Origin of the sequence: Clostridioides sp. ZZV14-6387, from assembly GCF_020657835.1 — a bacterium.
In the GTDB taxonomy this organism is placed as follows: Bacteria; Bacillota; Clostridia; order Peptostreptococcales; family Peptostreptococcaceae; genus Clostridioides; species Clostridioides difficile_A.
In genome coordinates this window covers 1-14,409 of sequence record NZ_JAGWCW010000024.1, presented here as the reverse complement: position 1 = coordinate 14,409, position 14,409 = coordinate 1, and the positions used below count along the sequence as shown (strand labels likewise).

General features: G+C 25.8%; 16 protein-coding genes, 1 pseudogene and 1 CRISPR repeat array. Of the genes and pseudogenes, 9 read left to right on the top strand and 8 right to left on the bottom strand.

The window, feature by feature from the left end:
• Window positions 1-108: 108 nt before the first annotated feature.
• From KGF38_RS14525 to KGF38_RS14515, 3 genes are all read left to right on the top strand, one after another.
• Complete coding sequence (locus tag KGF38_RS14525) at window positions 109-474, top strand: winged helix-turn-helix transcriptional regulator (RefSeq protein ID WP_074178968.1); 366 nt, start codon at window positions 109-111, stop codon at window positions 472-474.
• A 77-nt stretch (window positions 475-551) separates the two neighbouring features.
• Complete coding sequence (locus tag KGF38_RS14520) at window positions 552-1,106, top strand: cysteine hydrolase family protein (RefSeq protein ID WP_074178967.1); 555 nt, start codon at window positions 552-554, stop codon at window positions 1,104-1,106.
• Between the two features lie 220 nt (window positions 1,107-1,326).
• Entirely contained in the window at window positions 1,327-2,001 is a 675-nt protein-coding gene (locus KGF38_RS14515; protein ID WP_054269910.1) for an MgtC/SapB family protein, read from the top strand.
• Window positions 2,002-2,207: 206 nt separating this feature from the next.
• On the opposite strand, the gene KGF38_RS14510 is transcribed toward KGF38_RS14515, so the two are convergent.
• From KGF38_RS14510 to KGF38_RS14495, 4 genes and pseudogenes are all read right to left on the bottom strand, one after another.
• Complete coding sequence (locus tag KGF38_RS14510) at window positions 2,208-3,353, bottom strand: agmatine/peptidylarginine deiminase (protein ID WP_079770261.1); 1,146 nt, start codon at window positions 3,351-3,353, stop codon at window positions 2,208-2,210.
• 58 nt (window positions 3,354-3,411) lie between these two features.
• A complete protein-coding gene (locus tag KGF38_RS14505; RefSeq protein WP_074178965.1) occupies window positions 3,412-4,206 on the bottom strand; it encodes a MerR family transcriptional regulator in 795 nt (264 codons plus the stop codon).
• Window positions 4,207-4,607: 401 nt separating this feature from the next.
• Window positions 4,608-4,991: pseudogene (locus KGF38_RS14500) on the bottom strand (BlaI/MecI/CopY family transcriptional regulator).
• 299 nt (window positions 4,992-5,290) lie between these two features.
• Entirely contained in the window at window positions 5,291-5,800 is a 510-nt protein-coding gene (locus tag KGF38_RS14495) for a helix-turn-helix domain-containing protein (RefSeq protein WP_074178964.1), read from the bottom strand.
• A 557-nt stretch (window positions 5,801-6,357) separates the two neighbouring features.
• Here KGF38_RS14495 and KGF38_RS14490 point away from each other — a divergent pair.
• From KGF38_RS14490 to KGF38_RS14475, 4 genes are all read left to right on the top strand, one after another.
• Window positions 6,358-6,867, top strand: a complete 510-nt coding sequence (locus KGF38_RS14490) for a prepilin-type N-terminal cleavage/methylation domain-containing protein (protein ID WP_074178963.1) — start codon at window positions 6,358-6,360, stop codon at window positions 6,865-6,867.
• Between the two features lie 437 nt (window positions 6,868-7,304).
• Window positions 7,305-8,273 (top strand): CPBP family intramembrane glutamic endopeptidase, encoded by a 969-nt coding sequence (locus KGF38_RS14485; protein ID WP_054276389.1) that lies wholly within the window; start codon window positions 7,305-7,307, stop codon window positions 8,271-8,273.
• Between the two features lie 29 nt (window positions 8,274-8,302).
• Window positions 8,303-8,620, top strand: coding sequence for a hypothetical protein (locus tag KGF38_RS14480; protein ID WP_074178962.1), 318 nt, complete (start codon window positions 8,303-8,305; stop codon window positions 8,618-8,620).
• Window positions 8,621-8,901: 281 nt separating this feature from the next.
• Complete coding sequence (locus KGF38_RS14475) at window positions 8,902-9,219, top strand: hypothetical protein (RefSeq protein ID WP_227832483.1); 318 nt, start codon at window positions 8,902-8,904, stop codon at window positions 9,217-9,219.
• 220 nt (window positions 9,220-9,439) lie between these two features.
• On the opposite strand, the gene KGF38_RS14470 is transcribed toward KGF38_RS14475, so the two are convergent.
• The 3 genes from KGF38_RS14470 to KGF38_RS14460 all read right to left on the bottom strand — a co-directional run bounded on the left by KGF38_RS14470 (window position 9,440) and on the right by KGF38_RS14460 (window position 12,050).
• The gene (locus KGF38_RS14470) at window positions 9,440-9,586 is read right to left on the bottom strand and encodes a hypothetical protein (RefSeq protein WP_227832482.1); all 147 of its coding nucleotides are present in this window, start codon (window positions 9,584-9,586) and stop codon (window positions 9,440-9,442) included.
• 52 nt (window positions 9,587-9,638) lie between these two features.
• Entirely contained in the window at window positions 9,639-9,842 is a 204-nt protein-coding gene (locus KGF38_RS14465; protein ID WP_227832481.1) for a hypothetical protein, read from the bottom strand.
• Between the two features lie 586 nt (window positions 9,843-10,428).
• Window positions 10,429-10,982: a CRISPR direct-repeat array (repeat unit 29 nt; unit sequence CTTTACATACCACTTAGTTAATATAAAAT).
• 252 nt (window positions 10,983-11,234) lie between these two features.
• Window positions 11,235-12,050, bottom strand: coding sequence for an SHOCT domain-containing protein (locus KGF38_RS14460; protein WP_079770260.1), 816 nt, complete (start codon window positions 12,048-12,050; stop codon window positions 11,235-11,237).
• A gap of 647 nt (window positions 12,051-12,697) precedes the next feature.
• On the opposite strand from KGF38_RS14460, the gene KGF38_RS20420 reads away from it, so the two are divergent.
• Both KGF38_RS20420 and KGF38_RS20415 read left to right on the top strand, forming a co-directional pair.
• Window positions 12,698-13,006 carry a tyrosine-type recombinase/integrase gene (locus KGF38_RS20420; RefSeq protein WP_413926759.1) on the top strand — a complete coding sequence of 103 codons (309 nt, stop codon included), beginning with the start codon at window positions 12,698-12,700 and terminating at the stop codon, window positions 13,004-13,006.
• A 17-nt stretch (window positions 13,007-13,023) separates the two neighbouring features.
• Complete coding sequence (locus KGF38_RS20415) at window positions 13,024-13,245, top strand: tyrosine-type recombinase/integrase (protein WP_074178960.1); 222 nt, start codon at window positions 13,024-13,026, stop codon at window positions 13,243-13,245.
• 58 nt (window positions 13,246-13,303) lie between these two features.
• Here the strand turns inward: KGF38_RS20415 and KGF38_RS14450 are convergent, their stop codons facing one another.
• Window positions 13,304-14,143, bottom strand: a complete 840-nt coding sequence (locus KGF38_RS14450) for a MerR family transcriptional regulator (RefSeq protein WP_074178959.1) — start codon at window positions 14,141-14,143, stop codon at window positions 13,304-13,306.
• Window positions 14,144-14,409 lie beyond the last annotated feature (266 nt).

Below are 14,409 nucleotides of genomic sequence, written 5' to 3'. Positions count from 1 at the left end.
GAATTTTAGAACTTAATAAACCATAAACTTTACATACAATTCATATACATTTGTCATATCACAATACAAGTGATATAATTTATTATCATTTTATGGGGGTGATATATTATGAAAATAAGAGATGAATACACATGTCCTCTTGAAATTGTACATGACATAATCAAAGGAAAATGGAAAACTATCCTTGTATTTGAATTGAGACAGTCTAATAAGACATTTTCTGAGTTAGAACATAGTATTTTGGGAATAAATCAAAAAATGTTAATTCAACAATTAAAAGAACTACATGAATTTGGTATCATTGATAAGATAAGTTCAACTGGTTATCCATTACATGTTGAATATTTTCTTACTGACCGTGGTAAAAAAATGTTAAAGGCTGTGGAAATAATGCAAGAAATAGGTATAGAATATATGCTTGAAAACGGTCAACAAGGGGTTCTAGACAGCAAAGGAATTTGTTATAATAAATAGTTTTATACATACCAAAAAGTAAGTAATTTACATTTTTTATATGAATATTATAATAAGGATAGATAGGAGGTATAAACATGTCTATAGCTTTAATACTAATTGATATTCAGAATGATTATTTTAAAAACGGAAAATGTGAATTATTTGAACCAAAAAAAGCTGCTGAAAATGCAAAGAAAATATTGCTGTTCTTTAGAAAAAATGACTTACCAGTTATTCATGTACAACATATATCAACAGATAAAACAGCTTCTTTTTTTCTTCCTCACACTTATGGTTCAGAAATAAATGAAACTGTTTTTCCACTGGCAAATGAAGAAATTATAATTAAACATTCACCAGACAGTTTTTTTCAAACCAGCCTACACACTGTACTTGAGAAAAAAAGTATAACTAAGTTGGTGATTTGTGGGATGATGAGTCATATGTGCATTGATACAAGTGTAAGAACAGCAAAAAAATTGGGATACGACATAACTCTTATAGATGATGCCTGTACAACAAAAAATTTATCTTGGTGTGATGTAGAAATTCATGCAAACACTGTCCATCAAGTATTCATGGCATCATTGCAGAATAGTTTTGCAGATATAAAAAATACAGATATTTTTTTGTCTAGTTGTTATAAATAAAAATATTCACCATATTAAAAAAAGCAAACTTAACCTATTTAAGTATGCTTTTTAATCATTTAAAATTAGATACTTTCTACCATTTTTATATATATAAAATACCCTTATCTATTTTATATTCATATATAACTATTATATAAATTTTAAACTTTACTATATCCACATAAAAAATGTAGTATTATAGTATATATAATATTATATAGAAAGGGGTGCTAGACAAATGAATAATCATATACTAATTCAATTTGGGTATATAGCAAGAATCATTATTGCTGGTTTCTGTGGAGCTTTAATTGGATATGAAAGGAAAAATAGACTAAAAGAAGCTGGAATACGAACTCATTTTATAGTTGCATTAGGTTCAGCACTTATAATCATTGTTTCTAAGTATGGGTTTAATGATATAGTAGGTACTCCAGGTATTGGTCTAGACCCAGCCCGTGTTGCAGCACAAGTTGTTAGTGGAATAGGTTTCTTAGGAGCTGGATTAATATTTATTAGAAATCAATCAGTAAGTGGACTTACTACAGCTGCTGGTATATGGGCAACAGCTGGTACAGGGCTTGCTATTGGCTCTGGACTATATTTATTAGGTATTGTTTCAAGTATTATCATTGTTATTGTACAGATATTACTCCATAGAGATAGGAAATGGATGAAACTTCCTACAGCAGAACAAGTTTCTCTCAAAATTTCTAATAGCACTGATTCTATAGAGTACATTGAGGAGAAATTTAAGAAATCTAATATTGAAATTATAAACATGAATATTAAACGTCTTGATGGAGATTGGTTAGAAATAGTTATATATACTAAGTTACCTAAAGGATACAAAAAAACAAATTTATTAAAATTATTTAGTGATAACCCTCTTATAGAAACTTTAGAAATATAAAAAACAACTATAATGATACAATTTGCCACCAATCTTAAAATGTAGTGGCAAATGGGTGGCAAAAAAATTGCCACTCCATTTTTCTTTGTTAAACAATAATGTGTCTTATTAATCATTTTCTTCTAAACTCTTAAATTTTTCTTTTACTTATTAAAGAATCTTTTGTCCATAAATACTCTGCCAATATCAATTCATATCACACTCTATTATTCTCTATTTTTAACTATATCTATAGGCTGTTGTTGAGTTACACAATGAATCATTCCACCATCTTTATACAACTCTCTTATATCTATTCCTATTACTTTTCTATCAGGATATAAATCTTGTATAATCTGATTTGCAACTTTATCATTTGGGTCATTGTAATTTGGAACTAATACAACTTTATTACCTATATAAAAATTCATATATGAACCTTGATATTCTAAGTTTTTTCCATTTTTTAATTTAACATTATTTTGTGTAAGTGGTAGATATATATAATTATACTTTTCTCCTTTTACATTAGTTAAATTCAATAATATATTAATATCGTTTTGTTTTAGACCCCAATCTATCAATCCTTTTTCATTTAATGTAATTATTGTTGATTCATCATAAAATTTTGCAAATCCATCAATATGAAAGTCTGTTATATCTATTCCAACCACACCATCTAACCATATAAATTTTTCTACACCATAATATTTCCTTATATATTTTTCTATATCACCTTGGCTTAAGTTTTTATTTCTATTTTTATTTATTATAGAACTTTTAGTTGCTAGAAATGTTCCACCACCATCAAGTTCCATTGCTCCACCCTCCAAAACTACTTCTTTTAAATTTATACTTTTCACTCCTAAGTCTTCACTTATATTTTTAGGAATTTGATTTGATTTACTATATGGTTCTTTTCTTCCCCAACCATTAAATCCCCAATCTAATATTACAAGTTCATCGCTTTCATCATATACAAATATAGGACCATTATCTCTTATCCAAACATCATCAGTTTTATAAATATAAAAATCTATATAATTCATATCAATATTTTCTTTTTTCAGTAAATTTTCTATTCTATCTTTTTCACTTTTATTATAAACTGCTATATGAACATTCTCACCTTTCACTAAAGACTTTGTCATATTTACCCATACATCTTCTATTCCATTTTGATATTTTTTCCCATAAGTATAACTATGAGGCCATTGCAACCAAGTTCCTTCATGTTCTTCATCTTCTAGTGGCATATAATACTTTTGTTGATTATTTTGATTTATGGTTTTGTTTTCATATCCTTTTGTAAATTCTCTTATCATCAATAATAATGGTAGTGATAATCCCAGCATTAAAATTCTCTTATTCATAATAACCTCCTCTATTTTTATATTTCAAGTATAAAGGTTATCATAATGTCAAGGTCAACTAATCTTTTGAAACTTTTATAGATACTTCTGTTATAAATTCGTAACTAAATGGAGTTAATAATGAGTCTACAAAGTATTTTTCAACAAAATTTCCTTTAATTTTAAAATCGTTATTTTTAATCCACTTGTACAAAGCAGAATAAGCACCAGTTAAATTTTCATAATCTCCATAACATATTGTATTAATATATGTACCGCTTTCAATTACCTTATTATTAAATCCTTTTATATCTTTATTATCTATAATAGGTTGATAATATTCTATTTCATATGTGTTTTCATCTACATTTTCATTATTGTAAAACATTACATAATAATATCCGACTTTATTAGATTTGCTTTTTGAAATCTCATTATAGCAAGATTCTATAAATTCTCCTATATCCTTATAATTAATAATAGCTTTTTGGCACAATGTATTAACTGATTGTCGTTCACAAATATTAATATCATAATTATTTATGATTATATCTTTAAATTTCACCTTTTCTTCTATTTCTGAAATTAAATACCCATATGTATTTACCTTTTTTGTTAATTCTTCAATCTTATTGATATATATATCTATACTTTCATATTTATTATTATCGAATATATCTTTTATTTCTTCATAAGTAAATTCATACCTTCTTAAGTTTTTGATTTTTGATATTACATTAATGTCTCCCTCTGTATAGTATCTATATCCATTATTTTCTATGTGACTAGGTTTCAATATATTTTCTTTATCATAATATCTGAGCATTCTAGATGATATTTTAGTTATTTTTGAAGCTTCACCTATTTTATACATACAAACACCTTCTTTATTTTATTGATTGTAAGTTTATTACTTTACTATTATATACTGTAGATAAAACTTGAACAAAATGTAAAGGGTAAAATTTTACCAAATAAAAATAGACTAGATAATCACTAGTCTATTTTCACATTATTTAATCCAGAATTTTCATATTATTTTATCACCAATTAAAATTTAATTATTTAATTACAAGTACTTGAATTCCAGTTACAAATTGTAGTGTTTTATTTATATTTATTTTGAAACCGTTAAAATATCAGACATTAAATCAATGTTTTTATTTTATCTTATTTATGTTTATTTATAGTTAATTTTATATAGTAAGTTCGGTGGCAAATGGGTGGCAAAAAATTGCTACTCCATTTTTTTATTAAATAATACTATATTTTTTATTAATCATCTTCTTCCAAATTCTTAAAATATTCTTCTAACTCATTTAGTTTTTTTTCATCTACATTCTCGTCATCTTTATGTAATGCTGAAATCAAACTTTTAATTGAATTTTTATGTATATTTTTTATAAATTCTCTTGTTTCAAATCTCTAATATTGCTTTTCTTTTACTAGTACATTATAGTGAGTATGTTTATCTATTTTCTCTGTTTCTAAAAACTCTCTTCTTTGCAATCTTTTTAATACTGTAAATGTAGTTGTATCTTTCCATTCATACTTTTGCTCCATAACCTCAACAATTTCTCTTGATGTCAATATTCTATCTGATTCCCAAATAAATTTCATGACTTTTAATTCTGCTTCAGGTAATTTACTAATTTTCATAATCTGCACTCCTCTGCCGATTTGTGTATATGCAAATTCTACATCAATAAACCTTCTCAAACAAGAGAATTTAGCCAGATATATCCATCCAATTTTTACCATATCATTCTTTTAAGTTTCTATAATACTCTTCTAATGAGGAAAATAAGCAAACTCGCAACAGTGTATACCATTGTGCCCTGCTTGCCAGTATTGAAAATAGCAAAATAAGAAATGCACCTTTTACCAATAGGGCGCATTTCAACCGACCGACAAACTAATAGTTTGAAGTCTAAGCTATACCCAAAAGTAGTACAATTTTATACTTCCTTTCGTGTCAAGAAAATTCCAAAGATTGCCCCGATAAGGATAATAGGTGCTAACCTAACAAACAGCCATTCAAATATGTGAAAAGCTGCTCCGAAAACGGCTGTTTCAGGATCACTATAATTCCAACCCAAATAAGGACTATTTATTGCTATTAGAACAGCAGAAATTATTACTATGACCGCACACAATGAGATAAGTAGCCAATGAACCATTTTCTGTTTCATGGTCTTCCTTTGTGCAAGCTGCAAGTTTATAATCTCCAGTTTTTCAGAAATCGCTTTTAAGTCATCAACCTTAGACTCAATAACATTTTCTCCAAGCAAAATGCTTACAGGTGTTTCGAGCACTTCTGATATAGAAATTAACATATCAGAGTCAGGAACGGACAATCCCTTCTCCCATTTAGAAATTGTTTGTCGCACTATATTCAACTTGATAGCAAGTTCTTCTTGTGAAAGCCCTTTTGATTTTCTGATTGCTTTAATGTTTTCGCTTAACATTAGTGATAACCTCCTTTCTTTTAGTGTCACCACTATTGTATGAGGAAGTGCCTGTTGCTACAAGCAACGCATATTAACATTTAACTTTTAATAGGAAAATTGTGATTTACCGAGTACGCCTTCTATGCCAAAGGTAAACACTCTTCTTTCTTTTACTCTAAATTCAAACATTGGATCTGTCAAGTTATTCTGCGTATCCTTATATCGTGTTTCAGGTCTTTATAAAATCCATGCGGGAATCGGGCGGGATTCTGGATAATTCATACTTTGTAAACACCTAAAAAATACAAGTTGGAAAAATGTTAAAATACCTATTCATTGGTGTTCTTGGCATTGTCGCGCCTTTAATAAAGTCGAAAAAAATTTGAACCCAATACAATTTTTTATTACATTATAAAAAAGCTACTTAAATTGTTTTTTAAAATATATATTTACTAATTAACTATTATTACAAAAAGTGACTTTTGTATCCATTAATGGTAAAATATAGGTCATAACAATATGCCAATGTTATAATTTTATATATTATCTATTTTAATAATAAGGAGGCTGAGTAAATGAAGAACAGCAGATGGAAAATCAAAAGAGGATTTACTCTGGTGGAATTATTGGTGGTAGTTGCTATAATAGGTATCTTAGCAGTAATAGCTCTCCCAGCTTTATTTAAAAATATAGAAAAGGCTAAAATAGCTAAGTTAGAGTCTGATGTAACTGCAATAAAAAGTGCATCACTTAGTTATTATGCCGATAAATCTAAGTTTACTGATGGAAATACAATTTCATGGGTGAAAAAAGATGGAAAGATAGTAGTAAATGGTGGTCTTAAAGTTGACCCTCTAGCTAATAACATAGAAGGTTTAGGTATGCCTTATAATGGCTCATATACATTGATGTCTAGCGGTGGAGAAAAAGAGTTCTTACAGCTAATTATAATTCCAGACGGAGAAATAAGTCAAAGCGGTTTAAAAAAATTAACAAATGATTATGGAAATTCAATAAAGATAGACTCTTCCCAAGGTGAAATGAATATAATTCTAACATTACTTAACAATGAACCAAAATCTTAAATATAACAATATAATAATGCTTAATTCCAACTATAGAAGTGTATTTACAATACACTTCTATTTTTTATTGTATCATATTTACTCTATTAAAAAGGCCTATTCAAATCGTTTTTAAGATATGTTGAGTAAGGTTATTGATTTTATAATACCTTAATGTATTTCAAAAAAATAAGCACTCCTATAAAAAGAGTGCTTTGGTGTATGTTAATGTATATATCTAATACAATTATAACAGTTCTTATGTTTTAGTATGATAATTTTCGTTCGTTTTATTGTTACAGGTTATACTATAAGTTTTATGTTATTTGTTAATATTTGTAATTTTTTAGACACTCTTTATATTTGTTCTGTTGCTATACTTTTATTAAGAAAATAAATATTATATGAGTTGATGAGTATATGAAAAGAAAATAATATCTTAAAGGAGGTTTTTTCTATTGAACTTACAAGAAAAATGGATAAATTTGTTAAATCCAATATATATTGAAGATGAAGCAAAAAGAAATAAAATTCAGGTTATAATATTTTTTTCTATAACTTTTGGTCTGACTTATTTATTGGGTTTACTATTGTATTTCAAGGAATTTATTGACTCAGAAAATTTTGGATTATTCATGATGATATTACCCTTATCTTCTGTTGCTATCGCAAAATTTTATACAGAAGGAAAAACTAATGATAGGTATAAGTTTTATTCATTGATAATATTTTTTTTCCTTTTGTACTTTTTATTATTTATTATTGATTTATTAAAGTTAATAACAAATAATGAATTCTCAATAATGAATATTGTATTAACCTTTATAAGTAGTTTATGTGTTATTATTTATTCTTCTAAACCAACAGATTTGTATCTTCTAAAAAATCTAAGAATAGGTATTTTATTAATTGTCTACTTTATATTTTCTCAAATTATTTTGGGATTAATAATAAGTAAAAATCAACTTAACTATAATGGTATTTTATATTATATCCTTGTTCCTATAACATCATTAATATATATTTATCATTTTTTATGTGAAGAATATGGTTGGAGATGTTATCTCCAAAATATATTATTTAATAAATTTGGGAAAAGAATAGGAATTATAATGGTAGGCATTTGTTGGAGTTTATGGCACTTACCTTTACAATTTACATTATATAGTCCAAATAATCCGATACTTGGAAGTGTAATTCATTTGATATATGGAATTGGACTTTCTATATTTTTAGGTTATGTCTATATGAAAACTAAAAATATATGGTTTTGTTCTGTAATTCATGCTTTAATTAATAGTTTAAATGTTATTTGTAATAGTTCTGAAATCCCACTTAACTATTACGTTATTTTAGAGAGACTTATATTTGTATCATTATTTTATCTTCCTTTCCTATTTACAAAAGAATATAAACAACATACATAAGAAATTATATTTTAAAGGAGGTCTTTTCTATGAAAATTTGGAATACCTATCTTATACTTATTGGAATAGGAATTATAATATTAACTACAATAATATTCTTAGTTAAATATAAAATTGGTTTTTGTAGTAATGAATATTTAGATAAATTAGAATTAAAGTATGGAAATATAGATAGAAAAAAGACTGTTAAACTGGAAGTACTTTATCGATATGTAATAGGACTTGAATACATAGCAATCGGCTTATTTGCAAGAAAATTAGGAATTGCAATAATAGCAATGATATTAACTGTTATTATAACAACAGTGTTATATTATTTAATTAGAAAAATATATATAACTGTATAAAAAGCAATCCCTTATAAAGATTAAGTCTATTATTATCATTTATCTTTATATAAAATCATTCGACAAATTGCTGATATAAACTCTTAAATATGCTATAACTTAAAGTATATTATATAACAATCTAGGAGGAATAGTCTGGATTTTGGAGAGGTTAAACAAGATTTAAGTAACAAATATCTTGAAGATAACAAATAAAACTTAAATAATTATAAAAAATATTATTTAAAGGTTTATAAGCATTATAGTGAAATGGATTCTATAAAAGTATTCGAGATATAGAAATGGAACAGACTAGACTTAAGGGGCAATTACAAAAAAATAATAATCCTATATTTGCTTTGTATATATCTATAATGGCTGTTCTTTTTTCTACAATGATTAATTTAACATTTGATTTATCGGATATAGCCAATTATTTTATTAAATCGGCGATGACCTTCGCACTTATTGTAATTCTTACTATTTTAGTTAATAAAGGAATAATTTCAATAGCTATACCTTATAGAAATAATATACAATTTTGTACAACAGCTCTAGAAGTACTAGAAAGTATGAAAAATGAAAAACTTAGAGAAAGAAAATATAAAAAAAGAAGGTAACAACTGGAGATAGTTGTCACCTTCTTTTTCTATACCTAGTATTTAAGTATTGAATATTTTAAAATTGGTTACTTGTTTAAAATATTAGTTACTATTATTTTCAAGTTCTCTAGATTTTTTTCCATAGTTTTATTTATATCATCTATACTAAATGGTATATATTTTTGGAGTAGTTTTATTGTTAGGTCTATTATCTTTTAAATCTGTTTTAGTATTACTTTTAATTTCTTTTTTTAATGTCTCTATCTTCTTCTCTTCCTGTTGTTTGAGTATTGCTAAAACTAGATATTGTAACTAATCTATTGTAGCCAAAACCAGTTATAATAAGTCTTAGAGATTCAGCTTGGTCTACCCATTTTTCAAGCATTGCAACTATTTAAATTGGATTTTTTAACTCGCTATATCTACAATAAGAATTATCATATAAATTGGGTAAGAATGTCTTGAATGATATTTCTCTTATCTTCTCCCCCTTCTTTTTTAATGTCAAATTCACCTAAATTCACTATATCAACAGTTTCAAATCTTTTTTCTTTTTTAATAGATAAGGAATCTTGTGGATTAACTGGAAAATCAAAATCTATTTTTTCTTTTTCATTTTTTAGGTATATGTCTATTACCAAGTTATCACTTCCTTTCTAAATTGTTTTTAAATACTACACCACAATTTTCTTACCATATATTCACTTCCTTTTTTAATATTAAAATAAAAAAATGCCTATTAAATTTAATAAGCATTGTTTCTTTATTTGCATATTTTTTCTAATTTATGCTATAATAAAGGCAAGGAGATAAAATTTACTTTGTAAAAGGTGAATTTCTCTAATTGATTAGAATTTAAAAGTTATTTCTTTAAATCACCCTTATTGGCGTTTGGGTGATTTTTTATTTTATCATATATGAAAGCCGATACAATACCAGCTACTATACTCAATAAAAAGCTAATTAACATATAAATTCACCTCCTTCCTATATTGGAATTTGGCGTTTATATGAGAAAATCACCCTTAGCTTTTCAATTTTATTTTCCTTGCTAAAAATATTATAACATATTTTACCTATTTATTACTTTTTACATTATCATCATATCCTTTCAATTAAAAAAACACCTACTATTTAAGCAAGTGTTCTTTGATATTTTTAATTTTAAATCCACATAGTTAGTATAAAACTATTTACTATTACTTTACTGTTTATCTTAAAAGAAGACTTTACATACCACTTAGTTAATATAAAATCAATATTTTCTTGCCCAACTGTACCAGCCTTTAAAATCTTTACATACCACTTAGTTAATATAAAATCTTTGTTGACCAAATGATTGGTAGGTGTTCTGTTGACTTTACATACCACTTAGTTAATATAAAATAATGAAAAAAACTTCAATAAAAAAGAAAATTGCTACTCTTTACATACCACTTAGTTAATATAAAATGGAACTCCCGGCTCGGGAAAATCACTTCATATGGCTACTTTACATACCACTTAGTTAATATAAAATGAGAAGTTAGCATTAGCTAAAGTAATGTCAAAAACTACTTTACATACCACTTAGTTAATATAAAATTGTTAATCTCGCTTGACTATTCAATCTACTCAGTTTTCTTTACATACCACTTAGTTAATATAAAATGCGGATGCTCCTGCCGTTTTCGCTGAGAGTTCTGACTTTACATACCACTTAGTTAATATAAAATCTAGAGTTTTTAATGAATTACAACTTGATGTCAAATTCTTTACATACCACTTAGTTAATATAAAATCCCAAAATAAACTTAGCATTTTCAATACTTACACATATACAACTCTCTCAAATTTGCAGTGAACTATAAGTAATGCAATTGATAACACTTATCACACAACCTCAATGCCTTACATTGCAACTGTTAAAGCCTACTTTATCACGAATATCGCTCACTGCAAAATTTCTATATTTTTATTATATCATAAAATTAAAATAGAATAATTTATCAATTTAAGAGCATCTACATGTTTGTAAGTGCTTACTATATCATCTATTCTAATAATTCCTTTTTCTTTTTATTATATTCTTCCTGTGTAATTGCACCTGAGTCTAATAACTCTTTTAGTTTCTTTATTTGTTCTAATGGGTCTACATAATTCTGATAATTTTTCTTTTTAGCTTCATCTATACCCTTTTGAACCTCTTCTTCAGTCATAATATCATCTTCACTAATATATAAATCTAATACAGATTTTTCACCAGTTTGTACTTTTCTATAGTACTTAATATAAATCCTATTATACTTACCCCCCTCATCCTTAGTATAAAATTCAAAAGTGCAACAATCTATCTTAAAATCCTTTAATTCTTCTGTAATATATTTTATAAATAGTTGACATTCTTTAGTATTTTCAAATTTCTCATTTTGTACTGTTAAATAAAATTGAGTAAGTCCAGACTCAACTACATCAGCTTTATAGTGACTACCCTTATATTCTTGAGGTACTAATTCTTCTAATTTTGTTTTTAATTCCTCTGCTGAGATTTTTTTTCCATATTTTTTATTACTTTTTTCTTTGTCTATTTCTTTTTGTTTTCTGATTCTTTCTGATTCTTCTTTCTTTTGTTGTTCCTGTAAAATAACCATCTTTTCTTCTGTATATGGGTTTATATCTTCCCAAACTGCATATAAATATATTGTAAAAATAAGAAACATATAAGATATAATACACATAACTCTTTGTTTTTTTCTAACAAAATAAATAATTATTAATGATGCCAAAAGCACTAAACTTCCTGGCATAAACCCTATAAAAATAACTATTCCTAATAACATTAATATTATTGCTACTATTATCATTGCCATAATAAAATCCCCCACAAATTACTTATCTAAAACAATATTATAGCATAATTTGGTAAAACAAAAGCACCTACCATTTAAGTAAGTGCTTTCTTATTTACAGTTTTTACAATTAGATTTATTCAATAATTTAGATTCATTATCATTTTTTGTAAAAATTAACATTAATTATTGTCAAAACTGGCAATAATTAATGTTAAAATTTTTTTATTGTGGTATAATAAAAGCAAGAAGAACTACAATCTATTTAGAAGTAGAGTGAAGTTCTAAACAGATTAATGCTTATTTTTTTTGGACTTAAATGAAAATTTAAGCTCAACATCTAAGTCACTCTCTCACACAGAGTGTCTTTTTATTTTTTTGATACATAGACAAACTATGTAACAGATTAGACTAGCTGTTAAACTAGCTAATACGCTAATAAAAAAATTATCCATACATATTCACCTCCCTTACCAATGTTGGGAGGATAATCTTTTGTATGAACTCCACTCTATAGATTGTAAGTTATATCTTATTGTGATAATTATTATAACACATATTATTACATATTTTTCCTATATATTATTTTTTACATTATTATCACATCCTCTCAATAAAAAAACACCTACCTGAGTAAGTGTTTTTAGTATTTTTAATTTTAAGTCCACATAGTTAATATAAAACGTTATACAGGTATGAGAAAAGGTGAAGTATTAGGCTTATTTTGGGAAGATATAGATTTAGAAAATAATATAATTAAAATTAGAAGAAACTTGGTAAGGAAAAAAGATTCCAATTTTGAATTAGCTCCCCCTAAAACAAATTCTTCAATAAGAGATATTAAAATTGGTGATACTCTATCTAAAATATTAAAAGATGAAAAACTAAATCAAAAGAAGCAGAAAGTTAAAATAGGAAAATGGTATAAAAAACAGAATATAATTGGTTATGCAGAAAAAAAGATGGTTCATTTGTAACTTATGGTGATATTGACATGGCAATAGCAATAATAAATAAAGATTTAAATATTGATTTCAATTTTCATTGTTTAAGACATACACATGATACTTTACTTTTAGAAAATGGTGCTAATATTAAAGATATACAAAAGCGTCTAGGTCACAGTAAAATAACTACAACAATGGATACTTACTCTCATGTCACACATAAAATGGAAAGTGAAACAGTAAATATTTTAGAAGGTCTCAGAATATAATTTGCCACCGATTTTATAATACGGTGGCAAATCGGTGGCAAATTAGCATTTTTTCACTCTATTTATCATCTAATTCGTTGAAATCTAGCGATTTAGTTACAAGTACTTGAATTTCAGTTACAAATTCCTCTACAATCCCAGTCTCATGTATATCTATCTTGTATATTTCTATAGGTGCAGCAATTACTTTATAATTATTTTCTTTTATAAATTTAAACACCTTTTCCATATATATTTTATTATTAGAATTGCTTCCAGCATAGTTTAAAGTTACATAATATCCCTCATCAAAAACTATATTATATATTTCCTCACTATTCTCTAAAAAACAAAATACAGATTTAAACTCATTGAATATACCTTTGCTGATTGCCTCAGTAGAAAAAGCAGAACCAATATTATTATTTCCAAGTATATTAAATCTATCTTCGTATTCTTTTTGTAATTTTTGAATCAAAAAATCAAAATCCTCATCTCTTTTTATATCAGCATTTAACTCTAAAGCTTTTCTTTTTTCTATATATACAACCTCTATCTCATCTATTTTTGTATTTTGAATTACACTTTCAATTGAACTTAATCTTTTTATAATATTTTCCTTATGACTTATAAGTTCAAATATTTTTTTATCAATTAATTCTAACTCTTCATTTAAAATGCTCTTTGTAGACTCTATACTTCTATCATCTAAATATTCTTTTATTTTTTTCATTGGAAAATTCAAACTTCTAAACTCTTTTATTAAATTTAGTTTCCATATATCTGATATGTTATACATTCTATATCCATTTACATCTCTAACTGGCTTTAGAATACCTATTTCTTCATAATACATTAATGAATCTCTTCCAATTCCATATATTTTAGATATCTCTCCTATTTTATAGTAATCTTTCATTTATACAATAAAATCCTCCATAATCTTATTTTTATTTTATAATCTATATGTTTCTATCTATAACTATAGTTTTAGAATATACTAAAAATACCTCTAAAACAAGGATACGAAAATAAGTAATCTGTAATCACCCATTAAAATCTATTTATTTTCCTATTATAATATTTCTAATTTTAATCTTTATAAACAACATTTTTAGATTTGTAGTTTTTTACACCTATAGATATTATGTCTTTTTTACAAGATTTTTTATATTAAAATAAATT

Bases quoted from the DNA above. Each gene is read 5' to 3' on its own strand.
- KGF38_RS14525 (WP_074178968.1), top strand. From the start codon at position 109: ATGAAAATAAGAGATGAATACACATGTCCTCTTGAAATTGTACATGAC.
- KGF38_RS14520 (WP_074178967.1), top strand. From the start codon at position 552: ATGTCTATAGCTTTAATACTAATTGATATTCAGAATGATTATTTTAAA.
- KGF38_RS14515 (WP_054269910.1), top strand. From the start codon at position 1,327: ATGAATAATCATATACTAATTCAATTTGGGTATATAGCAAGAATCATT.
- KGF38_RS14510 (WP_079770261.1), bottom strand. From the start codon at position 3,353: ATGAATAAGAGAATTTTAATGCTGGGATTATCACTACCATTATTATTG.
- KGF38_RS14505 (WP_074178965.1), bottom strand. From the start codon at position 4,206: ATGTATAAAATAGGTGAAGCTTCAAAAATAACTAAAATATCATCTAGA.
- KGF38_RS14495 (WP_074178964.1), bottom strand. From the start codon at position 5,800: ATGTTAAGCGAAAACATTAAAGCAATCAGAAAATCAAAAGGGCTTTCA.
- KGF38_RS14490 (WP_074178963.1), top strand. From the start codon at position 6,358: ATGAAGAACAGCAGATGGAAAATCAAAAGAGGATTTACTCTGGTGGAA.
- KGF38_RS14480 (WP_074178962.1), top strand. From the start codon at position 8,303: ATGAAAATTTGGAATACCTATCTTATACTTATTGGAATAGGAATTATA.
- KGF38_RS14475 (WP_227832483.1), top strand. From the start codon at position 8,902: ATGGAACAGACTAGACTTAAGGGGCAATTACAAAAAAATAATAATCCT.
- KGF38_RS14470 (WP_227832482.1), bottom strand. From the start codon at position 9,586: ATGCTTGAAAAATGGGTAGACCAAGCTGAATCTCTAAGACTTATTATA.
- KGF38_RS14460 (WP_079770260.1), bottom strand. From the start codon at position 12,050: ATGGCAATGATAATAGTAGCAATAATATTAATGTTATTAGGAATAGTT.
- KGF38_RS20415 (WP_074178960.1), top strand. From the start codon at position 13,024: ATGGCAATAGCAATAATAAATAAAGATTTAAATATTGATTTCAATTTT.
- KGF38_RS14450 (WP_074178959.1), bottom strand. From the start codon at position 14,143: ATGAAAGATTACTATAAAATAGGAGAGATATCTAAAATATATGGAATT.